Here is a 21,855-nt window from a genome sequence, read left to right as displayed (position 1 = left end):
GTTGACGCGAAGGACCGCTCATACCCCGTTAGATATCCCGGCCGCCACCGACGACACAGACCGTGAATCCTCATGTGCGAAGAACAGGGCTAGAGGAGCGGACCGCCGGGGACCGCCGCCGTGGCGGGGACGGGTCCGGCGGGAACCCTCGGAACGGCGGGGCCCGGTTCGCCGGAGACCGCCGGGCCGGCGGGGACGGTCGCCGCGCCGGGTTGCGGTCCGCGGCCGGTCAGCCATTCGATGACCCCGCGGTGGCCGCGGCGGGCTTCCTCGAAGTGCCGCCACCGCCAGTAGCGGGGCTGGTCGCGCACCCCGGTGACCCACGTGCTGTAGGACACCGGGGCGGGCGTCCCGTCCCGGCCGACGGGCGAGGCCACGCCGTAGGTGCGGATCACGACGCGCCCGCCCGGTGCGAACAGCACGTCGTCGGCCACGGGATACAAGGTCATCTGGTCGAGCACGGTCGAAGCCCCCTATCAGCTGTGGGCCCCACTCTCGCCCCCCGGGCCGCGTCCCCGGTTACGCCTCCGGCGCGGCCGGGTTAACCAGATGAGCCGGGTGTAAAAACACTGTTACACGGTGAGGCTGTCGAACTCCCCGTCCTTCACCCCGAGTACCAGGGCGCGGATCTCGTCGCGTGTGTAGATCAGGGCCGGGCCGTCGGGGAAACGCGAGTTGCGGACGGCGATGCTGCCGTCCGACAGCTCGGCCAGCTCGACGCAGTTGCCCGTCGAGTTGCTGTAGCGGCTCTTGCGCCACCTGGCTCCCGCCAGATCGGTGGCGGGCATGCCGTTGTAGGTCTTCTCCATTTAGATCTCTCCGAGAAGGTCGCCGAGGATCTCGGCGGTGCCCCCGGGCGTGGTGCTTTCCACGCACAGCTGCTCCATGGCCGTGAGGTAGGGGTCGACGTCCTCACGCTTGTCCAGGTAGAGGGCACCCCAGAGCTGCTCGACGTAAACGACGTCCGACAGGTCGGACTCGGGAAACCGTAAGATGCTGAACGCGCCCCCCTCGGCCGCGTGCATGCCGAATCTGAAGGGCATCACCTGGAGGGTGATGTTGGGCAGCGCGGCCACCTCCAGCAGGTGCTGGACCTGCTCGCGCATGATCTCCTTGCCCCCGATGGGCCGGCGCAGAGCCGCCTCGTCGATGACCGCCCACAGACGCGGGCCGTCCTTGCGGGTGAAGCGCTCCTGCCGCTGCATGCGCATGTGCACACGACGCTCGATCTCCGCCTCCGGCGCGTCCGGGTAGCCGAGCCGGATCACGGTGCGCGCGTAGTCGGACGTCTGGAGCAGGCCGGGCACGAACTGCACCTCGTAGGTGCGGATCACCCTCGCCGCCTCCTCCAGCCCCACGTAGGTGGTGAACCAGTTCGGCAGCAGGTCGCCGTACTTGTGCCACCATCCGGGGGTGTTCGCCTCGCGGACCATCTCCAGCAGGCCGCGCCGTTCCGCGTCGTCGAGCACGCCGTACAGGGTGAGCAGGTCCTCCACGTCCCGGGTCTTGAAACCGACACGGCCGAGTTCCATCCGGCTGATCTTGGACTCCGAGGCGCGGATGTGGAATCCGGCGGCCTCGCGGGTGAGCCCCTTCTCCTCACGCAGGCGGCGCAGGCTGGCGCCGAGCATGATGCGCCGAACGGTGGAACCGGTACCGGGCGGGTCCATGGCCACGTGGTGCTCCTCGCTCGCTTTCCTGATCGACAGTTTGTCACTTCGCGGCCCGTGACTTCCTTGGCCGCGGAAAATCCCCTTTCCGCGTTGGTCGACCGACTTACGGGTAACCGTAGCGCTTGCACACGTCCAATGCACGTGCATTCGCTCTTGCACCTGCACAGGAGTTTGCATCATGATGATCCGTGTGCAGTCCGCCCGAACCGCTCCCCCCAGAACGTCGTGGACGGCGCTCGACTGGTGGCCGCCCGTGGGCTGGTGGCCCGAAGCCGCGCGCGACCTCCTGTCCGGCTCCCCGGCTCCGGCCAGCGCCACCTTTGTGCTTCCCCCGAGCGCGGAATCGGTCCACTCGGCGCGCAGCTTCGCCACCGGCACCCTGACCGGCTGGAACCTCGGCGACCTGAGCGAGAGCATGGAACTGGTCGTCTCGGAACTGGCGACCAACGCCTTCCGGCACGGCCTGCGGCTGGCCGAGACGCGCGCCAGGGAGCCCATCAGACTCTCCCTGCTGCGCAGGAACGGCCTCGTGGTCTGCGCGCTCAACGACCCCGGCGCCGGTTTCCCCTCGCTCCGCGATCCCTCCCCGCTGGACGTCGGCGGCCTCGGACTGCACATCGTCGACTCGCTCAGCCTCCGCTGGGGCTGGGCGCCGCTGGCCCCCTACGGCAAGATCGTCTGGGCCGTCCTCGGCTAGGTCCCCGTTTCCGTTGACCGCCCGCCGCGCCGCCCGGCCGGAGATCCACGGAGCGGAACCGGAACGGCCCGTCCCCGAAGCCCGCACACCCCGCACACCCCACAGACCTTCCTGGAAGGCGCCGCCTCTTCCCCTCATCTGGCGCCGGCCCGGTTCCGGGGCCGCCATCCGACTCCCCATCGGGCGGCCCCGGGACCCGGCCAGAGAACAGATGGTCACCGGCGGGGAACTCATTGCATTCTGCGCGGTGCATGCCTCCCGGGATGCCCTCTGCATTACCGTGGATGCCTATGGCTCACGGAGAGTCCCCGCGCGAGATTCCTGAGAGAGCTGCGAGATGGACGATGACCTGCTCGGCTGGCTGAAGACCCTCGACGAAGACCGGCTCACCCGGCTGCTGGCCAACCGGCCGGACGCCATCGCCCCGCCGTGGCCCCGCCGCCTGGACACCCTCGCCCAGCGACTGGGCAGCGGCTTCGCGGTGATCGGGGTCATGCGGGGCCTTCCGCTGCCCGCCGTCGAGGTGGCGCAGGCGTCACTCGCCCTCGGCGGCCGGGTCGGGCTGGAGGAGCTGGCCCGGTTCATGGGCGCGCCCGAGGCCGAGGTGGCCCCCTGGATCGATCGGCTCTTCGACCACGCCCTGGCCTGGCCCGACGCCGAGGGGCGCATCCGCGTCGCCGAGGGGGTGGCGCGGTGGTGGACCGCCCCCTGCGGGCTCGGCGAGCCGCTCACCCACTACCTGGACTCCTGGACGGTCAGCGCCGACGCGCTGCGGGCCCTGGCCAGGACGCTCGGCCTGCCGCAGGGCCCCAAGCGCCGCACCGTCACCCGGATCATCGAGATGCTGTCCGACCCCGGCCGGGTCACGTCCATGGCCGGGCGGGCGCCGGAGGGCACCCGGGCGCTGCTGGAGGAGTTCGCCTGGGACGGCCCGGTCCGCGACGTCGACGGCGGGCGGTTCGTCACGCCGGGCACTCCGGAGAAATGGGCCGGCGACCACGGGCTGCTCTTCCGGCCGAGCTGGAACGTCGCCGAGATGCCCCGGGAGGTGGCGCTCGCCGTGCGGGGGCCCGGCTACCACCCGCCCTTCACCCCCGTCCCGCCCGACCTCGCGGGTGTCCCGGTCGATCCCGAGACGGTCGACCACCTGATGACGCTCGCCGCCCCGCACGTGGTGGAGCGCTGCTCGGCGATGCTGGAGAACACCGCCAAGGTCCCGCTGCCGCTGCTGAAGGCCGGCGGGATCGGCGTGCGCGAGGTCAGGCGGCTGGCCAGGGACACCGGCTGCGACGAGGACGAGACCCGGCTGCTGCTGGAGGTCTGCGCGGTGGCCCGGCTGCTGTCCTGGGACGAGCCGGCCGGCGGCCTGGTGCCGACCGAGAAGTTCGACCGCTGGCGGCTGGACGACTCCGCCGCCCGGCTGCGGGTGCTGCTGTCGGCGTGGTGGCGCATGGAGCGCTCGTCGCTGCGCCGGGTGGACGGCAGGTACGGCACCGTGCTCGGCGACGACCTCGCCGGGGCCTCGGTCGCCCGTGCCCGGCGCGCCGTCCTCGGCGTGCTGGCCCGGCTGCCGGCGAGCACCGCGTGCACCGACATGGACGGGCTCGTCAGGGCGGCCCACTGGCACGCCCCGCTGCTCGACCTGCCGCTGCTCGCCGAGTGCGCCCCGGCCGTGCTGGAGGAGGCGCGGATGCTCGGGCTGGTCGCCTGCGACGCCGTCACCGACCTCGGCCGCGCTCTGGCCTCCCTGGACTCCGTCGCCGGGGACGAGAACGACGACTGCGCGCCGGCGGTGGAGCACGACCCGATGCTGGTGGAGTGCTCCGTCCGGGCGCTGGCCAGTGTGCGCCGCAGCGCGCTGTTCGGCGCCGACCTCACCGCCGTGGTGACCGGCCCGCCCTCCGCCGAACTGGCCGAGCTGCTGGACCGCGCCGCCGACCGCGAGTCGCGCGGCACCGCGTCGGTGTGGCGGTTCACCCCGGCGAGCGTGCGCCGGGCGATGGACGCCGGGCACACCGCCGACGAGCTGCTGGCCGACCTGGCCGGGGTGGGCTCGGTGCCGCAGCCCCTCGACTACCTCGTGCGCGACGTGGCCAGGCGGCACGGCGAGGTCACCGTCACCACGGTCGCCTGCATCGTGCAGGCGTCCGACCCCGGACTGCTGGCCGAGATCGCCGGGCACCGGAGGCTGTCCCGGCTGGGCCTCCGGCTGCTCGCGCCCACCGTGCTGGCGAGCGGGCAATCGGCCGACCGGACCCTCGCCGCACTCCGGGAGAGCGGCTACGCGCCGGTCCCCGTCGAGGACACCGGGGAGATCACCATCCGCCGCGCCCGCATCGACGAGCCGCAGAACGGGCGGCTGATCCTGCTGCCCGGTGGCCGGGTCGCCGAACTGGAGCAGCCGCACCCGCTGGTCGAGCCGCCGCCGGACCCCGGCGAGCACGCCCGGCGGCTGCTGTCCGCCGAGAACCACGTCGCCCAGGCCGGCGGCCGGACGTGGGCGGTCATCGGCCGGATGGCCTCCCGGCTGCCGACGGCCCAGCAGTCGCTGCTCGGCTTCGTGGTGGACCGCGGCGTCCGGGCCGCGATCACGCTCGCCGACGGCCTGACCGCCACCATCAGCCACGGGGAGCTGCGCAGCGGCGTGCTCGACGCGTGGTGCGAGGAGGCCGGCGACTACCTGGAGTTCCCGCTGGCCGACATCATCGAGGTCCGCGGCGCCTACGCCTGATCCCGCCTGCGGCAACAGCGAGGCGGTGGCCCGGCGGCTGACCGGCCTCGGCTACGGCAACGTCCGCAAGTACCGCGAGGGCATCCAGGACCGGGTCGAGGCGGGGCCGCCCGTCGAGTCGGGCGTCGCCGTCCGCTGACGACGGTCAGCCGCGCACCCCGCAGCGACGCACCGCCAGCAGGGCCAGCACCCGGGTGACGTCGCGCAGCTCGCGCAGGCCGACCAGCTCGCGCGGGGCGTGGGCGAGGCGGACGTCCCCGGGGCCGTAGTGCAGGGTCGGCACCCCGCCCGCGGCGTAGAGGCGCAGGTCGCTGCCGTACGGCGCCGCCGTCTCGGCCGGCCGGGCCCCGGTGACGTCGGCCACCGCCGCCGCGACCTGGGCCGGCAGCTCGTGCCCGGCGGGCATCCGGCCGCTCGCGAACCGCCCGCCGGGCCAGGTCACGACCGGCGGGTGCGCGCGCAGCCACGGGTCGTCGATCCCGGCGACCGCCTCCTCCAGGGCGCGGCGGGCCTCGGCCGGGTCCTCGTCCAGCCGCACGCCCATCCGGCCCTCGGCGACCAGCAGGTCGGGCACGCTGCTGGCCCAGTCGCCCGCGCGGACCGTGCCGACCTCGATCGGGTAGGGGAGCGGGTTGCCCGTGAAGATCGGATCGGGGTCGCGGTTGCGGCCGGCCTCCAGCCGCCGGAGCGCCACCAGGACGGGCCAGAACGCCTCCAGCGCGTTGACGCCCTCGTAGCGGGTCGCGCCGTGGGCGGCCCGGCCGGCGACCTCGACGCGGAACGTCAGCGCGCCCGCCGTGGCGGTGACGACGGCTCCGCCGGTCGGCTCGGTGATCACCGCCGCCTCGCCGCGGTGGCCGCGCGCCAGGGTGGCGAACGCGCCCAGGCCGCCGTCCTCCTCGCTCACGACGCAGTGCACGGCCAGCGGCCGGGCCAGCCGTACGCCCGAGCGGTGGACGGCGGCGGCGACCGCGAGGTTGGCCGCCAGGCCGGCCTTCATGTCGCAGGCGCCCCGGCCGTGCAGGACGTCACCGGTGATCCGGGCGCCGAAGGGGTCGCCGCCCTCCCACTTGGCCAGGTCGCCGGTGGGGACCACGTCCACGTGCCCCTGCAGGATCAGGGCGGGCTCGCCCTCGCCCCCGGTGACGGCCGCCACGCCGTAGCCCTCGGTGCGGGGGGCCTCGGTGCCGGGGAAGCCGGGGTCGGCGCGCAGGGCGTCCAGGTCGAGCTTCCAGACGTCGACGTCCATGCCCGCCTCGGCGAGCAGCCGCCCGCAGCGGTGCTGCAGCTCCGACTCGGCGTCGGTGCCGGTCACACTGGGCGTCCGCACCAGCTCGGCCAGCAGCCGGACCGTCTCCGCCTCGTCGATCGCAGCGAGCACCCTCGCTTCCTCGGAGGACACCCCGCCCGTCTCGCCCGCGCCCATGCCGTCAGCCCTCCATGGCGACCCGGCGAGCCAGCCCGAGGGGCAGGCCGCCGGACCCGGCGAGCGAGTCGTGGAAGGAACGCAGGTCACCGCGGCCCGCGGCGAGGTAGTCGGCGCGGATGCGGTCGATCTCCAGGGCGCCGGTGAGATACGACGGGGCCTGGGTGGGCCAGGCGCAGTAGCGGTTGACCTCCCCCTTGGCCGTGCCCGGGGTCAGCGAGGTCCGCTCCGTCATGAAGGTCTCGGCCTCCTCGACGGTCATCTCGCCGCAGTGCAGCGACACGTCCACGACGATGCGGGCCGCCCGGAAGAGACGGAACTCCAGGTGGGCGAGCTCCTGGGCGGGGGTGGTGAAGTATCCCTCCTCCCGCATGACCTTCTCCACGTACAGGGCCCACCCCTCGGTGAAGTACGGCGTGCGGAACAGCCTGCGGGCCCGGCGCGGGTTGCCCGCCATCCAGGACAGGTGCCAGTGGTGGCCCGGGTAGGCCTCGTGGACGGCGATGGAGGGCATCTGCGCCCTGGCATTGGTGCGCAGCCGCTGGCGCACCTGCTCGTCGGTGAACGAGTCGGGGGTGAACGGCACGAAGAAGTGCCCGAGCCGGGAGGCCGACAGCGGCGGGGGCATCATGTACGAGGCGACGGCGAGGATGGGCCGCTGGAACTCCGGCGACGGCACCACCCGGCACTCCTCGCCGTCGGCGAAGGTCACCAGGCCCCGCTCGCGCACGAACCTCCTGGCCCGCTCGGTCTCTGCCTCGTACTCGGCCCGCATGTCCTCGAGGGTCGGCGGGTGGTCATCCTGGAGGGCCGAGATGGCCGCGTGCCAGTCGCCGGAGCCGCCGGGCAGCCGCCGGGCGATCTCCCGCATCTCGGCGTCCAGCTCCTCGTACGCCTTCTGCCCCCGGCGCAGCAGCTCGTCGGCGCCGTAGCCGAGCATCTCCCGGTCGCGCAGCAGCGTGGAGTAGAGCTCCTCGCCCATCCGCCAGGTCCCGGTGGCCCGGAACCCCTCCAGGAAGGCGGCCAGCTCGTCGAAGGCCGCCGCCGCGGGCTCGGCCGCCGCCGCCAGCCCGGCCCGTAGCGCCTCGTCGGCGACCTGGCCGGGGATCGTCTCGGTGAGCAGGCGCCGGGCGGTCCGCGCCTGACCCAGGCCCCGCTCGATCAGCAGGGGGCTCGCCAGCTCCGGGTCGAGGTTGGCCCGGCAGGCGGCGAGGACGCCCGGCACCTCGGCGAGCCGGGCGACGGCGGCCTCGACCAGTTCGGCCTCGGGGGCCAGGCGGTGCATGAACGGGGTGAACATCGAGCTGAGGACGGGCCCCGTGTAGACCGACGGATCGCGCCGCCAGGCGGGCCAGGACTCCTGGGCCAGCCCGCCCCGCAACCCGGACATCACCAGCTCGCGGTCGATGCGCTCCTCGAAGCTCCCGCCGGGGACCGCCTGGAGGAGCTCCAGCCGGCGACGGGACTCGCGCTCGCGGGTGAGGATGCCTCCCTCGCTGAAGTCGCCGAGGGTCCTGTCATGGCCCTCGGCGCCCACGAGGGCGGCGAAGATGGGGTTGGCGTCGAGATACCAGTCGATGTAGTCGCCGACCGGGTCCGGGGAGAGCTCCGTCATGCTCCGTGAGCCTACTGCCGCGGACCGGCTCCGGGGTTCGACGGGCGCCGCCCCGCCCGTCCCATAAGCTTCATGCTGTGGGTGACCCGAAGTTCGAGATCCAGATGCTCCACGACCGCGTCATGGTGAGGGTGGAGCAGGAGTCGGAGGAGCGGCGCAGCACGGCGGGCATCGTCATCCCTGCGACGGTGAAGATGGCCAACCGGCTCGTCTGGGGCCAGGTCTGCGGCGCGGGCGCGAACGTCCGCGTGGTCAAGGTCGGGGACAAGGTCCTGTTCAATCCCGAGGACCAGTACGAGGTCGAGGTGCACGGCCAGGTCTACCTCGTCCTGCGCGAGCGCGACCTGCACGCCATCGCCACCCAGCAGACCGACAACGGCACCGGCCTGTACCTCTAGGCGCTTCCCGCCGCCCCCGAGGCGTTCTCCGCCGGTCCCGCTGACGCGTCCTCACCTCCGGCGCCGGCGGCGCTGACGGCTGCCCGCCCGCCTCGGCCGACCGTCCCGTCACGCGTCCGGCCGAACGCCGATACCCTCCGCACCCCTTTCCTCCTGGCACGTGCGCGAATCGGCAAGGAACCGGGCGCGTGACGTCAATGACGGCCTATGTCCGCCTCATTACTGTGATTTTCGGCCGCTGGCAACCCGGTCATAAGCCAGGCCGATTCGCCTCGGCCCACCGGTCCCGGCATCCGCCCGGACACGGTCACCCGCCGGAACGACCGGACACGGTCACCCGCCGGAACGAGAGGAGACGTCCCATGAGCATTCGCCGCGACGTCATCTGGGCCTGATCCCAGGATCCCTTGCCCCGCCGGACACGAGAGAGGCCGACACCCCGTGAGCATTCGCCGCGACGTCGTCTGGACCTGATCCCAGGATCCCTTCCCCGTCCGAAACGAGAGGAGGTGTCCCATGAGCATTCGCCGCGACGTCGTCTGGACCTGATCCCAGGATCCCTTCCCCGTCCGAAACGAGAGGAGGTGTCCCATGAGCATTCGCCGCGACGTCATCTGGAACTGATCCGCGCGTGATCGTCCAGGTGTCATGATCACAGCCGGTCACACCGCCGTCGGCGGCGTGGCCCGCCGTACGAGGGGCCGGCGGCGAACCCTCCCGTCGCCGGCCCCTCCACGCACCGGCGAGGAGAACGGTCAGGGGCGGGTGTAGCTGAGGTAGACCTTGGCCTTCCAGTCGGCGGCGGGGATGTCGGCCAGCACCCGGGTGCTCCTCCCGGTGAGGTCGGCGACGACCGCCCGGTAGGCGCCGCCGGACGGGACGACGGCGATGAGGTGCCTGTCGTCCCACCAGCCCAGCAGGGCCTGGGCGCGGATGTTCACCCTGGCCGACAGCCTTCCCGTGGCGCGGTCCCGGACGCAGACGGGCTCGGTGTAGGTCAGCGGGCACCAGGTCAGGAAGTCCTTCCCGGAGGGCGAGAAGGCGTCCTCTCCCCCGGCGGGCGCGCCCGTCCCGGCGAAGGTGCGCCGGAGACCGCCGTCGAGGCCGTAGAAGCGGGTGCCGCCCTGGTGCCCGGTCACCACCTCGGTTCCGCCGGGCCCCCAGCGGAACCTGGCGGCCCTGTCCGCCCCCTGCACGGTCACCGCCCGCGCGGTCTTCGCGGCGGCGTCGACGACCGCGAACCCGACGGTGTCCCAGCTCGTGCCGTTCTTCCGCTGGACGGTCAGCACCGCCTTGGCGCCGTCGCGCGACCAGTGGGCGAACTTGGCGATGAGCGGCCTGGCGACGGTCTGCACCTTCGAGCCGGTGTTCGCGGTGAGATCGGCGAGGAGCACCGAGTCGTGGTCGTTGACGTAGGTGGTGGGCACCGCGACGGCCCTGCGCCCCTTCGGGGCGACCGTGATCTCCTGGTAGCCGGTCTGCTTGGCGAACCGGCCGTCGCGGCGGAGGTAGGCGACGTTGCCGAGGGTGTAGGAGGTCACCTTGACCGGGTCGGCCGCCTTCTCGTGGACGGTCACGCCCGTCCCGGTCAGCTTGACGTCGACCACCACCGCCGCCGCGGCCGGCGCCGCGTGCGCGGCGGGCGCGAGGACGGCGGCCGGAGCCACGGCGGCGGCCAGGGCGGCGGCATGGCGGGCCGTACGGCGGACCGTTCCGCGGGCCGTACGGCGGGTCGTTCGGCGGAGACCAGCGATCATGGGCACGGCCGCAGCCTAAGCCGGATACACCTCATACTTCGTGATCTATAACGGATCGGTTGGCGTGACAAGGGTCGTCTCAGCGCTCCTCCCCGCCCCTGTCGGCATCTCCCTCGGTGTCTCTCAGTGCTCCTCCCCCACGAGCTCCCCGCACCGGGCGCACCCGGCGGCCGGCGCCGCGCGGTGCCGCCGCTCCTCGTAGAACCGGTGCCCGAGGGCCGCGACGACGAGGACGACGCCGAGCAGCACGAGCATCACCGGCCCGAACCTGTCGTGCCCGATCAATCCGATGACGAGATGGGCCATCCCCGCGGCGACGATGATCGCGCCGACGTTGGTCAGTTCTCTGTTGAGCGTCCACCGGGAGGCGGATCGTCTCCGTTCCGTCTCACTCATGTCCTCAAGGCTCGGCGGCGCCGATTACGGGCCGTGACCGAGCCTGTCACCGACATGTAAAAGATGGCGTGCCTCCGAGCACCGGGGTCCGGCGTCTCCCGGGCGCCGGAACCGGGACTCAGGGCAGGGACTCAGATCGGGGCTCAGGGCAGGATCGCGTCGACGTAGCCGCCGTCCACCCTGAGCGCGCCGCCGGTGGTCGCGGACGCCTGGGGCGAGCTGAGGTAGACGACCATGTTGGCGACCTCCTCGGGCTCGATGAGCCGCTGCAGGAGCGACTGCGGGCGGTGCAGGCGCATGAACTCGCGCTGCGCCTCCTCCCAGGGCAGGCTCCGGTCCACCAGTTCGTAGACGAAGTCCTCCACTCCCCCGGTGTGGGTCGGCCCGACGATCACGGAGTTCACGGTGACGCCGGTCCCGGCGGCGGCCTTGGCGAACCCACGGGACACGGCGAGCAGCGAGGTCTTCGACATGCCGTACTGGATCATCTCCGCCGGGATCGCGACGGCGGAGTCGCTGGCGATGTTCAGCACCCTCCCCCAGCCCCGCTCCATCATCCCGGGCAGGTAGCGGCGGGTCAGCCGTACGGCGCTGAGGACGTTCACGTCGAAGTAGGCGCGCCACTCGGCGTCGGTGATCTCCAGAGGCGGGCGGGAGCCGTAGATGCCGAGGTTGTTGACGAGGATGTCGGCGTCCGGGACCGCGTCGGCCAGCGCGGCCGCGCCCTCCTCGGTGGCGAGGTCCCCGACGACCGTGACGATCCCGGCGTCCGGCACCGTGCCGCGCAGCCGTCCGGCCGCGTCGTCCAGGGAGGAGGCGCCGCGTCCGGTGAGGACGACCCGCGCGCCGGACCGGGCGAGGCCGGTGGCGATGGCGTGGCCGATGCCCTGTGAGGAGCCGGTGACGATCGCGGTCCTGCCGGTGAGGTCGATGCGCACTCTGCCGCCTTCCCTTCGCTCTCGCTCCTCCGGGGCGGCGTCCCCGGACCTCCAGGGTGGCATCCGGCCGGAACGAGCCCTGGCCGGGGGTGGTTTTTCTCCGGTACGGCGAAGCGGGCGGGCGCCTGTGCCCCCGGGTCACGAGCCGGAGCGTACGGCGGGGCGCACGGCGAGGCGGGGACGGCCCTGCCGGCCGTCCCCGCCCCGTTCAGGTGTCACGTCGCCCGCGCCGTCCCGGAGACCGGCGCCCGGCGGCCGGGCGGACCGGCCGCCGGGCGCCGGTCCCGGACGGCGCGGGCGACGTGGGCGGCCGGCTAGAAGTAGCCGATGCCCTTGATGACCGCCGGGGTCTGGCCGAGGTTCTTGACCTTGAAGCGAAGGCAGGACTGGGCCAGGCGGGCCCGGGTGTTCGCCTGGACGTCCCGCGAGGCCGTCCGGGATGCGCCCTGGGTGTCCGTCTGGGTGGCGCCGCGGGTGTCGTCCGTCTGGGCGGGGCCGCTCTGGGCGGCGTCGTCCCGGTCCGTGCGGGCCAGGCTCCGGACGGCGCGCCGGGAGAGGGTCGCGGCGACCCGCGGCGCGTGGTCGTTGGGAGCGATCTCCACCTTGCCGATGGAGCGGCCCCGGCAGTTGGCGACCCGCACCTCGGTGGGCACGTCGTTGTTCTCCAGCTTGACCAGCACGTTGCCGCGGTAGGCGGCCGTGGGCACGAGCTCAGGTGTGAGCATCACCTCCTGGCCGGGCATGACCCTGGCGCGCAGGTTGACCGAGTCGGCGTGGGCCGCGGTGCCGGTCACCGCGACGATTCCGGCCGCCGCCAGGGCGATCATCGAAGACAGGGCACGCATCGAGTGTCACTCTCCTTTGTGTCCTTGGGGATCAGACTCAGCGAGACTACGGAGTGTGACGCATTGGAATCGTTACGTGACCGTCGGTTCAGGGTAAAGGCTGCCGGGAGATTCGCCGTCGCCCCGGGACCCCGTGCCCGGTCAGCGGGCGAGCAGGCGGCGGGCCTCCTCGACCAGGTCGATGCCCACGCTCAGTTTGAGGCCGTAGTAGACGATGGCGGCGGCGGCGACGGCCGCGGCCAGGACGACGAGGATCCTGACCGTCCAGCCCCGGCGGCCGAGCCAGGCGGTCCACGCTGCGAGGGTCCGCCGGCCGAACGCCAGCAGCCTGCGGGCCCAGTGGAACTCGGTGGCCAGGACGGCGAGGCCTGCGAAGACCACCAGCCAGCCGGGGCCGGGGAACGGGACCATGATGAGGCCGCCGATGACCAGCACGGCGCCGACGACGCCGATGACGAACTTCAGCGTGAGGTGGCCGGTGCGGGTGGACCGGATGCCGTCGAGCCACCCCTGGAGGCCGGAGCGGCGGGCCGGCGCGTCCACGCCGGGGCCGGGGTCCTCGTCCCCGGCCCCGGACGGGGCGCCGGTCCCGCCGCGGAGGTCCGCGGCCCTCGGCGGGCGGGCGGCTCCGCCCCGGGCGTCAGGCGTTCCACCGGAGATCGTCACGTACTCCCCCGTACGGTCGGTTTCGTTCAAGGATAGGGGGAGCTCCTCCGGCCGGGTCGCGCCGTTTCCCGGCCGGAGGCGCGGGGCCGGCCCGCCGCGGCTCTCCGGCCGGTCACCGTCGCCTTCCGACCGGAGAACCCGGAGAACCCGGAGTCGGCCCGCCACGCCTCTCCGGCCGGTCACCGTCGCGTTCCGGCCGGAGGGCGCGCGGGGTCAGCCCGTCGTGCAGGTGACGGTGGCGGGGACGCCGTTGGTCCCGGTCCAGGAGGCGCCGAACCCGAACGTGGTGGACGCGCCGCCCGCCAGGTTCGCGTTCCAGCCGGCGTCCTTGACGGTCACGTCCGCGCCGGTCTGGGTGTGGACTCCGCTCCAGAGCTGGGTGATCTTCTGGCCGTCGGGGAAGGTCCACTTGACCGTCCAGCCGTTGATCGCCGAGGTGCCGGTGTTCTTCACCGTGACCTCGCCCTGGAACCCGCCGGGCCAGGAGTTGGCGACCTTGTAGGCGGCGGTGCAGCCGCCGCCGGGCTGGCCGCCGCCGGGCGCCGTGGTGAACGTGACCGGGTCGGAGGCGGCGGAGACGTTGCCCGCCGCGTCCCGGGCGACCACGTAGTAGGTGTAGGAGGTCGCCGGGGACAGGCCGGTGAGGGTGAACGTCGCCGAGGACGGCGAGCCCGCCTTCACGTCGGTCGTCCCGGCCTCCCGGTAGACGTCGTATCCGGTGACGCCGGTGTCGTCGGTGGACGCCGTCCAGGTGAGCGTGGCGCCGGAGGAGGTGATCGACGAGGCGGCCGGCTTACCGGGCTTGGACGGCGGGGCGGTGTCGTCATCGGGCGGGACGGTCCCGGACGGGTCGGCGTACAGGACGCCCCGGCCGTTGGTGCCGAGGTAGACGCGCCCGTAGATCCGCGGGTCGCCGGTGATGGCGTCGCCCATGTTGCCGTACTGGTGCCGGTCGTCGTTGATCCGCACCCAGGTCGCGCCGGCGTCGTCGGAGCGGAACACCCCGGCGGTGCCGTCCACGGTGGCGGCGGTGTAGAGCGCCGGGTACGTCTTGCCCGGCGCGGCCTTGCCGAAGCCCACGCTGACGGCGTTCGTGACGGCGGAGAGCTTGGTGAAGGACGCGCCGCCGTTGACGGAGTGCCACAGGCCGCTCTCGCCGCCCGCGAGCCAGATGTCGCCCTTGACGCCCGGCAGGGCCTTGAACCTGACGTCGCCGGTGGCCGGCAGGCCGGTGGCGGCGGTGGCGGTGAAGGACGCGCCGCCGTTGACGCTGACGTAGAACTTCCCGGCGGCGAAGCCGTAGAAGGTGTTGGGATCCACCCGGTCGGACTCGACCACCGCGCCGGTGGGGATGCCGGTGGAGGCGGTCCAGGAGTTGCCGAAGCCCACCGAGTAGTGGACGGGTATGCCCTTGGGGGCCCAGACGAAGCGGGAGCCGTCGGCGGACGCCGCGACCGTGCCGCCCTCGTTGATCCCGCCCGGCTCGGTGCCCTGGAACCAGTTGGCGCCGCCGTCGGTGGAGAACGCGACGTGGCTGTCGTTCGGCCGGTCGGCGTCGGTGAAGCTGCCCGCCCGGACCATGATCGCCGGCTTGGCCTCGGCGTAGTCGAGGCTGGTCGTGGTGGTGAAGACGGGCGAGGTGAACATCATCGGCGGCACGGCGTCGAGGCTGGCGTGGCGGAAGCCGCCGATGTCGCCGAGCCCGCTGATCAGCGGCGCGCCGGTGGGCGGGCTGACCAGGTCGAGGACGGCGGTCTCCTCCAGCCCCTTGACCATGGGCTTGATGGTGAACTGGCCGCCGGTGTCCCACTTGAGGAGGTCCTCGGTGCCGTAGATGGTGGCGCCGGTGCCGTACATCATGCGGTTGGAGTCGAACGGGTCGATCTCCATGGACTCCGTCATCCAGCCGAGCTTGGGCGCGGTCTCCGGCGGCGCCGGGTTGCCGCCGAAGGTGAGCCAGGGGGACGAGGAGATGTCCATCTTGTAGCGGAGGGTGCGCTCGGGGTAGCTCGCCCAGTCCCAGATGCGGGTCCAGGTCGCGCCGCCGTCGGCGGAGCGGAAGAAGATCACGTCGGGCCACCAGGAGACCTGGGTGGCGACCATCAGGGTGCCGGGGTGCTGGCGGTCGAGGGTGAGCCCGCTGTAGCCGAAGTAGTCGTCGGACGAGCTGGAGGGGATCGGGCTGATCCGGGTCCACGCGCCGGTCGCGGTGTCGAGCTTCCAGACGTCGCCCTTGGCGCCGTCGTACGGCCCGCCGGTGTCGCTGGTGGCGATGTAGAGCGTGTGGTTCCCGGCGTCCAGGACGCCCTTGTGCGCGATGTACCCGGTGGGCTGTCCGGCGACCCGCGTCCAGGTGGCGCCGGCGTCGGCGGAGCTGTAGACGGTGTTGGCCTTGTCGGCGACGCCGACGTAGATCTTCTTCGTCGGGCTGCCCTTGGTTCCCGAGGAGGGGTCGAAGGTCACCCAGACCACGCCGGGCCGGTGGCTGAGGTAGCCGTTCGGGTCGTTCGGGTCCTGGGCGTAGTCGCCCGGGTTGGTGAAGGAGGTGACCTTGGCCCAGGTCACACCCTTGTCGGTGCTGCGCCACAGGCCGTTGCCGTCGGGCGCCCCGAGGTAGACGACCCGGTTGTCGTTGGGGTCGACGGTCAGGCGCTCGCCCATGCCGCGGCCGGGCATGTTGCCGCCGAGCTTGAACGGCAGCGGGGTGGCCTGCCAGGTCTTGCCCCGGTCGGCCGAGCGCAGGATCGCGCCGTTGTTGGGGTCCCAGCTGTTGGTGTACATCCCGGCGGCGACGTAGACGCGGTCGGGTTCGACAGGGTCGGTGGCGAGGCTGACCACGCCGTTGTAGCCCCACCGGTCGCGGCCCACCCAGTCGAGGAGGGGGATCCAGCTCTTGGTGGCCTGCTCCCAGCGGTAGGCGCCGCCGATGTCGGTGCGGGCGTAGATCAGGTTCTTCTCGGTCTGGTTGAAGATGATCCCCGGCACGAACCCGCCGCCGTCGATCCGGACGTTCTTCCAGTCGTACGGCTGGGCCGCGGCCGCGGCGGCGTTCGCCCGCGCCCCGGCGGGCGCGGAGAGCGCGCCGGCGGACGCCGCGGCTCCCCCGGCTCCCCCGGCGACGGCCGCGCAGGCCACCGAGACGGCGGCGAGCACGCTGAACAGACTTCTTCGCATGTACGGCTTCCCTTCGCTGAGCAATGGTCAGACCGCCATGCACGGTCAGGGGGCGGGGACCCTGACCTTCGACCGCCCATGATGCACGTGCATGAACGCCCAGAGGGTCACACAGCAGCACACATCCCGTCAATAGTTTGGAAGCACAACTAAAAGCGGAAAGGTAAAGCCCTGAGGCTTTCTTCGATTTTCACACTAAATATGGGCTAATGTCCGTTCATGCATGAGGCAAATCTCGTGATGACCGTCAACGGCCCGCGCCCCTCGCCGGACATCGAGGGGGCGGTCCTCCCCCGCGAGCATCTCCGCAGCGACCTGCGGTGCGCGGCGGGCGCGGCCTCCGACCCCAACCGCTGGCTGGACGAGGAGGACGCCGTCGTCGAGGAGCTGCGCGACCTCCGCCGGTACGACGCCCTCGGCCTGGTCGTCGAGCTGAGCTGCATCGGCGCCGGGCGCGACGCCGCGACGCTGGCCAAGGTCGCGGCGTGCAGCCGCGTCGGCGTGGTGGCCGGGACCGGCTTCTTCGCCGGCCCGTTCACGCCCGCCTGGGCGCTCGACGCCGACGTGGACACGCTCACCGCCCACCTGCTGGCCGAGATCCGCGACGGCCTGGACGGCACCGGGGTCCGGCCCGGCGTGATCGGCGAGATCGGCGCCTGGGACGGCGACCCGTCTCCCGCCGAGGAGCGCTGCGCGGCCGCCGCCGCCCGGGCGTCCCTGGCCTCCGGCCTGCCGGTCGCGGTCCACCACCGCGGCGCCCTGCCGCTGCTGGAGATCCTGCTCGGCGAGGGGCTGCCCGCCGATCGCGTCAGCGTCGCCGACGCCGGGACCGACCGCGCGCTCCCCCGCAAGGTCGCCGAGGCCGGCGGCTACGTCTGCCTCTCCTCCCTCGGCTCCTCTCCCGGGTCCGACCGGCTCAGGCACGCCCTCGCCCTCGTCGAGGAGGGACACGCCCACCGGTTGCTGCTCAGCAGCGGCCTGTCGAGGGTCTCGGAGATAGAGCGGTACGGCGGAGCCGGTTACGGCCATCTGTTCCGCACGTTCCTGCCCAGGATGCGCGAAGCTGGGATCACCGAGGACACCATCCGCCTGATCACCCGTGACAACCCCCTCCGCTGGCTGGCCCGTCTGGAACAGTGACACCTGGAGCAGTGATGTCGATCAAGGTCGCGAACGCCCCCGTCAACTTCGGGATCTACCGGGCCGACGACGCGCCGATAGGCCCCGCGACCATGCTCGGCGCGCTGGCCGGCGCCGGATACGACGGGGTCGACTCCGGGCCGATCGGCTACCTCGGCATCGGCGCGGAGCTTCGGGAGCGGCTGGAGCGGGCCGGGATGGGCCTGGCCGGCGGCTGGGTGGACCTGCGCTACGAGGACGCCGGGGCGTTCTCGGCCGGCCTGCCGGGGCTGGAGGCCGCCCTGGCGGTGTTCGCCGGCGCGGCGCCCGCCGACGGCCGGTTCGCGCCGCGGCCCACGCTCGCCTGCCCCGGCCATCCGCCGCGGGTCGCCCGCGACGGCGCCCCGGGCCTGCCCGCCGGCGAATGGACGGGCTTCGCCGCCCGGGTCCAGGAGGCCGCCGACCGCTGCCGCGACCGGGGCCTGGAGCCCGTCTTCCACCACCACCTCGGCACCCTGGTGGAGACCGCCGAGGAGGTCGAGCGGCTGCTGGAGCTCACCGACGTCTCCCTCTGCCTGGACACCGGGCACCTGTGGCTGGCGGGCGGCGACCCGGTGGCGGCGCTGCGCGACTGGGGCGGCCGGATCCGGCAGGTCCACATCAAGGACGCCAGCCGCGCGGCGCGCGACGGGGTGCGGGCGTCCGGCGGCGACCTGGCCGCGGTGGTCGCGGGCGGCGGCTTCCCCGCCCTGGGGGCCGGCGAGGTCGATCTGGCGGGGGTCCTCGCCGGGCTGGACGGCTACGAGGGCTGGCTGGTCGTCGAGCAGGACGCGCCCGGCTCCGGCCAGGACGTCCGCCGCATCCTGGACGACCAGCGCGCCAACCGCGACTGGCTGCGCGCCCACGGCGTCTGATCCGCACGATCGTACGGCGGGCCGCGCCGTACGGCGGACGTCCCGGATCCTGCCCGCACGCGACTCCGGCGGCCCGTTCGGCCGGGACGCGCCCTGCGCCGCGCGGGCCGTACGGCGGGCGGAGCCGTACGGCGGGCGGAGCCGTACGGCGGGCCGCTCAGACCGCGGGCTCGCACACCTCGCCGGCGCACGGGCGCGGGTTCGGACGGCCGACCATCAGCCGCGAGCCCGGCCCCCGGGCCGCCTCCGCGTCGCCGGGGTTGGCCAGCGCACAGCGGTCCAGGGACAGGCAGCCGCAGCCGATGCACTCGGTCAGGCCGTCACGGAGCCGCTGGAGCTGCTTGATCCGGTCGTCCAGCTCCGACCGCCACGTCGCCGACAGCCTCGCCCAGTCGTCGCGGGTGGGGGTGCGCTCCTCGGGCAGCGCCGACAGCGCGGCCTGGATCGTCTTCAGCGGGATGCCCACCCGCTGGGAGACCCGGATGAAGGCGATCCTGCGCAGCGTGTCACGGGCGAAGCGGCGCTGGTTGCCGGCCGTGCGGCGGCTGCGGATCAGCCCTTTGGCCTCGTAGAAGTGCAGCGCCGAGACGGCGACGCCGCTGCGGGCCGCGAGCTGGCCGACGGTGAGTTCGAAGTTGGGCACGGGCCCATCGTAACTCGACCTCCACCATTCTTGAGGTTTCGCCCGGAGCCACGGCGTCCGCGCGGGAGCGGCGGGGCCCTCCTGAGGTTTCGCCCGGAGCCACGGCGTCCGCGCGGGAGCGGCGGGGCCCTCCTGAGGTTTCGCCCGGAGCCACGGCGTCCGCGTGGGAGCGGCGGGGCCCTCACCTGCCCAGGGTGCTCTCCCTGGGCACGAGCCGGTAGCCGGCCCGCGCCTCGCGAGGGGGCTGGCCCGGCCGGCCGTCGATGCGCTGCCGGAGCAGGTCGACCGCGATACGGGCCAGCTCCGCCTTGTCGGGGGCGACGGTGGTGAGGGTCGGCGTGCTGTAGCGGCCGTCCTCGATGTCGTCGAGCCCGGCCAGCGCGATGTCCTCGGGCACCCGGAGTCCCGCGGCGAGGATCGTGCGCATCGCGCCGAGCGCCAGCAGGTCGTTGAAGCAGAACACCGCGTCGGGCCGCGGGTCCAGGGCCAGCAGGCCGGCCATCGCCGCCGCGCCCTCCGCCCGGTGGTAGCGCTCCACCTTCGCGACCGTCTCGGGCAGCCCGCGGGCGGCCAGCGCCTGGCGGTACCCGGCCAGGCGGAGCGGGGCCGTACCGCTGGCGGAGTTGTCCTGCGCGCCGAGGGCGGCGATGCGGGTGCGGCCGAGGCCGATCAGGTGCTCGGTGACGTCGCGGGCCGCCCGTACGTTGTCGATGGCGACGTGGTCGGCCGGGCCGTCGTGGATCCGCTCGCCGAGCAGGACGAGGGCGGTGTCGTCGGTGCGGGCCGCCAGTTCCTCGGCGCCGATCGCGAAGGGGGTCAGGATGAGCCCGTCGACCCGGTGGTCGCGGACCCCGTCGAGGGCCCGCCGCTCCCGGTCGAGGCCGCCGTCGGTCTGCTCGATGACGACCAGCCACCGGTGCTCGGCCGCGGCGTCGATGACGAACCGGGACAGTTCCGCGAAGTAGGGCGCGTCGAGCTCCGGCAGGGCCAGGGCGATCACGCCGGTGCGGCCGCGCCGCAGGTTCCGCGCCGACAGGTTGGGGCGGTAGTCGAGTTCGGTGAGCGCCTTCTCCACCTTCGCCCGGGTCTCCGGGGAGACGTGGGCGTACCCGTTGACGACGTTGGAGACGGTCTTCACCGACACCCCCGCCAGGCGCGCGATGTCGCGCAGGCTCACTCCCACGGCGTCTTCCGTCCTCCCCGGCCGCGCGGCCCTCCAGGCTCGCGCGAGATGCGAACCCGTCGATCGTAACGCCCGGGTATCGCTGCGGCGGCGACTGTTTACAACGTTGAAACAACGTTGTACAAACGTCCCTATTCACGCAAGCCCCCGTAAAAGAGGTCTGCCTTGCCCCCCTCCGCCCGCCTCACCCTGGACCCCGCCTTCCGGATCGGCCCGGTGGAACCCCGGCTCTTCGGCTCGTTCGTCGAGCACATGGGCCGCTGCGTCTACACCGGCGTCTTCGAGCCCGGCCACCCCCTGGCCGACGCCGACGGCTTCCGCACCGACGTGCTGGAGCTGACCCGTGAGCTCGGGATCACCGTGGTCCGCTATCCCGGCGGCAACTTCGTCTCCAACTACCGCTGGGAGGACGGCGTCGGCCCCGTCCAGGAGCGGCCCGCGCGCCTGGACCTGGCGTGGCGGAGCCTGGAGGGCAACCGCTTCGGCCTCAACGAGTTCATGGCGTGGGCCGCCAAGGCCGGGGTGGAGCCGATGATGGCGCTCAACCTGGGCACCCGCGGCGTGGCCGAGGCGCTGGAGCTGGTGGAGTACGCCAATTACCCCGGCGGCACCGCCCTGTCGGAGCTGCGCCGCTCGCACGGCGTGGACGAGCCGCACGACGTGCGGCTGTGGTGCCTGGGCAACGAGCTGGACGGCCCCTGGCAGATGGGGCACAAGACCGCCGCCGAGTACGGCCGGCTCGCCGCCGAGACCGCGCGGGCGCTCAAGCGGTTCGACCCCGGGCTGTCCCTGGTGGCCTGCGGCAGCTCCAACAGCGGCATGCCGACGTTCGGCTCGTGGGAGGCCGAGGTGCTGGAGGCCACCTACGAGATGGTCGACCACATCTCGCTGCACGCCTACTACGACCCGTCCGACGGCGACGTCGACTCCTTCCTGGCAAGCGGCGCCGACATGGAACACATGATCCGCTCCATCGCCGCCACCGCCGACCACGTCGGCGCGAAGCTGCGCAGCAGGAAGAAGATCATGCTCTCCTTCGACGAGTGGAACGTCTGGTACCAGAGCCGGTTCGGCGGCGAGTCGTCGCTGGACTGGACCGAGCACCCCCGGCTGATCGAGGACACCTACGACGTCACCGACGCGGTCGTCGTCGGCAGCCTGCTGATCACGCTGCTGCGCAACGCCGACCGGGTGAGCGTCGCCTGCCAGGCCCAGCTCGCCAACGTCATCGCCCCGATCAGGACCGAGCCCGGCGGCCCGGCCTGGCGGCAGACCATCTTCCACCCGTTCGCGCTGACCGCCCGGCACGCCCGCGGCCAGGTGCTGCGGGTGGAACCCGAGTGCGCGGTGATCCCCACCGCCAGGTACGGCGACGTCCCGGCGATCTGGGCCACCGCCACGCACGACGAGGCGACCGGCGACACGACGCTCCTCGCCGTCAACCGCGACCGGAACTCCCCGTGCGACCTGGAGGTCACCCTTCCCGAGGGGATGCGGGCGGTTGCGCACCTGGAGCTCGCCGACGACGACCCCTCGGCCGTCAACTCCGCCGAGACGCCCGGCCGCGTCGTCCCCCGTCCCGGCTCCGGCGCCCGCGTCGAGGGCCGCCACGCCTCGCTGCGTCTCTCCCCCGCCTCGTGGAACATCGTCCGCTTCGCCCCCGCTTCCCCCCAGGAGTGA

Annotated in this window: 19 protein-coding genes; 6 read left to right on the top strand and 13 right to left on the bottom strand. The window is 73.1% G+C overall.

Annotation, left to right across the window (positions count from 1 at the left end; genetic code table 11):
* Window positions 1–89: 89 nt before the first annotated feature.
* From ACZ6W9_RS13670 to ACZ6W9_RS13660, 3 genes are all read right to left on the bottom strand, one after another.
* A complete protein-coding gene (locus tag ACZ6W9_RS13670) occupies window positions 90–449 on the bottom strand; it encodes a hypothetical protein (protein WP_389955352.1) in 360 nt (119 codons plus the stop codon).
* Between the two features lie 123 nt (window positions 450–572).
* A complete protein-coding gene (locus ACZ6W9_RS13665; protein ID WP_346020519.1) occupies window positions 573–809 on the bottom strand; it encodes a DUF397 domain-containing protein in 237 nt (78 codons plus the stop codon).
* Entirely contained in the window at window positions 810–1,670 is an 861-nt protein-coding gene (locus tag ACZ6W9_RS13660; RefSeq protein ID WP_389956308.1) for a helix-turn-helix domain-containing protein, read from the bottom strand.
* A gap of 184 nt (window positions 1,671–1,854) precedes the next feature.
* Between ACZ6W9_RS13660 and ACZ6W9_RS13655 the strand changes: the two genes are divergently transcribed.
* A complete protein-coding gene (locus ACZ6W9_RS13655) occupies window positions 1,855–2,370 on the top strand; it encodes an ATP-binding protein (RefSeq protein WP_362928766.1) in 516 nt (171 codons plus the stop codon).
* Window positions 2,371–2,707: 337 nt separating this feature from the next.
* Entirely contained in the window at window positions 2,708–5,101 is a 2,394-nt protein-coding gene (locus ACZ6W9_RS13650) for a helicase-associated domain-containing protein (protein WP_470117917.1), read from the top strand.
* 145 nt (window positions 5,102–5,246) lie between these two features.
* On the opposite strand, the gene ACZ6W9_RS13645 is transcribed toward ACZ6W9_RS13650, so the two are convergent.
* Both ACZ6W9_RS13645 and ACZ6W9_RS13640 read right to left on the bottom strand, forming a co-directional pair.
* On the bottom strand, window positions 5,247–6,482 hold the full coding sequence (locus ACZ6W9_RS13645) for an ArgE/DapE family deacylase (RefSeq protein ID WP_389955359.1): 1,236 nt from the start codon (window positions 6,480–6,482) through the stop codon (window positions 5,247–5,249).
* 49 nt (window positions 6,483–6,531) lie between these two features.
* The gene (locus ACZ6W9_RS13640) at window positions 6,532–8,142 is read right to left on the bottom strand and encodes a DUF885 domain-containing protein (RefSeq protein WP_470117915.1); all 1,611 of its coding nucleotides are present in this window, start codon (window positions 8,140–8,142) and stop codon (window positions 6,532–6,534) included.
* A gap of 77 nt (window positions 8,143–8,219) precedes the next feature.
* Here ACZ6W9_RS13640 and ACZ6W9_RS13635 point away from each other — a divergent pair, with 77 nt between their 5' ends.
* Window positions 8,220–8,540 carry a GroES family chaperonin gene (locus tag ACZ6W9_RS13635; protein WP_362928637.1) on the top strand — a complete coding sequence of 107 codons (321 nt, stop codon included), beginning with the start codon at window positions 8,220–8,222 and terminating at the stop codon, window positions 8,538–8,540.
* A 755-nt stretch (window positions 8,541–9,295) separates the two neighbouring features.
* Here ACZ6W9_RS13635 and ACZ6W9_RS13630 read toward each other — a convergent pair.
* The 6 genes from ACZ6W9_RS13630 to ACZ6W9_RS13605 form a co-directional block, all read right to left on the bottom strand.
* On the bottom strand, window positions 9,296–10,303 hold the full coding sequence (locus ACZ6W9_RS13630) for a hypothetical protein (protein ID WP_362928635.1): 1,008 nt from the start codon (window positions 10,301–10,303) through the stop codon (window positions 9,296–9,298).
* Window positions 10,304–10,420: 117 nt separating this feature from the next.
* A complete protein-coding gene (locus tag ACZ6W9_RS13625) occupies window positions 10,421–10,693 on the bottom strand; it encodes a hypothetical protein (protein WP_389955366.1) in 273 nt (90 codons plus the stop codon).
* A gap of 143 nt (window positions 10,694–10,836) precedes the next feature.
* Entirely contained in the window at window positions 10,837–11,631 is a 795-nt protein-coding gene (locus ACZ6W9_RS13620; RefSeq protein WP_470117912.1) for an SDR family NAD(P)-dependent oxidoreductase, read from the bottom strand.
* Between the two features lie 314 nt (window positions 11,632–11,945).
* On the bottom strand, window positions 11,946–12,476 hold the full coding sequence (locus ACZ6W9_RS13615; RefSeq protein WP_362928629.1) for a hypothetical protein: 531 nt from the start codon (window positions 12,474–12,476) through the stop codon (window positions 11,946–11,948).
* Between the two features lie 141 nt (window positions 12,477–12,617).
* Window positions 12,618–13,172: a TIGR02611 family protein gene (locus tag ACZ6W9_RS13610; protein WP_362928627.1), complete on the bottom strand. Its 555-nt coding sequence runs from the start codon at window positions 13,170–13,172 to the stop codon at window positions 12,618–12,620.
* 183 nt (window positions 13,173–13,355) lie between these two features.
* A complete protein-coding gene (locus ACZ6W9_RS13605) occupies window positions 13,356–16,316 on the bottom strand; it encodes a cellulose binding domain-containing protein (RefSeq protein WP_470117910.1) in 2,961 nt (986 codons plus the stop codon).
* 219 nt (window positions 16,317–16,535) lie between these two features.
* Between ACZ6W9_RS13605 and ACZ6W9_RS13600 the strand changes: the two genes are divergently transcribed.
* On the top strand, window positions 16,536–17,456 hold the full coding sequence (locus ACZ6W9_RS13600; RefSeq protein WP_470117908.1) for a phosphotriesterase family protein: 921 nt from the start codon (window positions 16,536–16,538) through the stop codon (window positions 17,454–17,456).
* A 14-nt stretch (window positions 17,457–17,470) separates the two neighbouring features.
* Complete coding sequence (locus ACZ6W9_RS13595; protein ID WP_389955380.1) at window positions 17,471–18,349, top strand: sugar phosphate isomerase/epimerase family protein; 879 nt, start codon at window positions 17,471–17,473, stop codon at window positions 18,347–18,349.
* Window positions 18,350–18,506: 157 nt separating this feature from the next.
* Here ACZ6W9_RS13595 and soxR read toward each other — a convergent pair whose 3' ends face one another.
* Window positions 18,507–18,992, bottom strand: coding sequence for a redox-sensitive transcriptional activator SoxR (gene soxR, locus ACZ6W9_RS13590; RefSeq protein ID WP_362928619.1), 486 nt, complete (start codon window positions 18,990–18,992; stop codon window positions 18,507–18,509).
* 181 nt (window positions 18,993–19,173) lie between these two features.
* A complete protein-coding gene (locus ACZ6W9_RS13585) occupies window positions 19,174–20,175 on the bottom strand; it encodes a LacI family DNA-binding transcriptional regulator (RefSeq protein ID WP_470117905.1) in 1,002 nt (333 codons plus the stop codon).
* A gap of 165 nt (window positions 20,176–20,340) precedes the next feature.
* Between ACZ6W9_RS13585 and arfA the strand changes: the two genes are divergently transcribed.
* Window positions 20,341–21,855 carry an arabinosylfuranosidase ArfA gene (gene arfA / locus ACZ6W9_RS13580; protein WP_389955386.1) on the top strand — a complete coding sequence of 505 codons (1,515 nt, stop codon included), beginning with the start codon at window positions 20,341–20,343 and terminating at the stop codon, window positions 21,853–21,855.

It is taken from the genome of Streptosporangium sp. NPDC053982, assembly GCF_055585205.1.
This window is presented reverse-complemented; position numbering and strand designations above follow the sequence as displayed.

Bases quoted from the DNA above. Each gene is read 5' to 3' on its own strand.
- ACZ6W9_RS13670 (WP_389955352.1), bottom strand. From the start codon at position 449: ATGACCTTGTATCCCGTGGCCGACGACGTGCTGTTCGCACCGGGCGGG.
- ACZ6W9_RS13665 (WP_346020519.1), bottom strand. From the start codon at position 809: ATGGAGAAGACCTACAACGGCATGCCCGCCACCGATCTGGCGGGAGCC.
- ACZ6W9_RS13660 (WP_389956308.1), bottom strand. From the start codon at position 1,670: ATGGACCCGCCCGGTACCGGTTCCACCGTTCGGCGCATCATGCTCGGC.
- ACZ6W9_RS13655 (WP_362928766.1), top strand. From the start codon at position 1,855: ATGATCCGTGTGCAGTCCGCCCGAACCGCTCCCCCCAGAACGTCGTGG.
- ACZ6W9_RS13650 (WP_470117917.1), top strand. From the start codon at position 2,708: ATGGACGATGACCTGCTCGGCTGGCTGAAGACCCTCGACGAAGACCGG.
- ACZ6W9_RS13640 (WP_470117915.1), bottom strand. From the start codon at position 8,142: ATGACGGAGCTCTCCCCGGACCCGGTCGGCGACTACATCGACTGGTAT.
- ACZ6W9_RS13625 (WP_389955366.1), bottom strand. From the start codon at position 10,693: ATGAGTGAGACGGAACGGAGACGATCCGCCTCCCGGTGGACGCTCAAC.
- ACZ6W9_RS13615 (WP_362928629.1), bottom strand. From the start codon at position 12,476: ATGCGTGCCCTGTCTTCGATGATCGCCCTGGCGGCGGCCGGAATCGTC.
- ACZ6W9_RS13605 (WP_470117910.1), bottom strand. From the start codon at position 16,316: ATGCGAAGAAGTCTGTTCAGCGTGCTCGCCGCCGTCTCGGTGGCCTGC.
- ACZ6W9_RS13600 (WP_470117908.1), top strand. From the start codon at position 16,536: ATGCATGAGGCAAATCTCGTGATGACCGTCAACGGCCCGCGCCCCTCG.
- ACZ6W9_RS13595 (WP_389955380.1), top strand. From the start codon at position 17,471: ATGTCGATCAAGGTCGCGAACGCCCCCGTCAACTTCGGGATCTACCGG.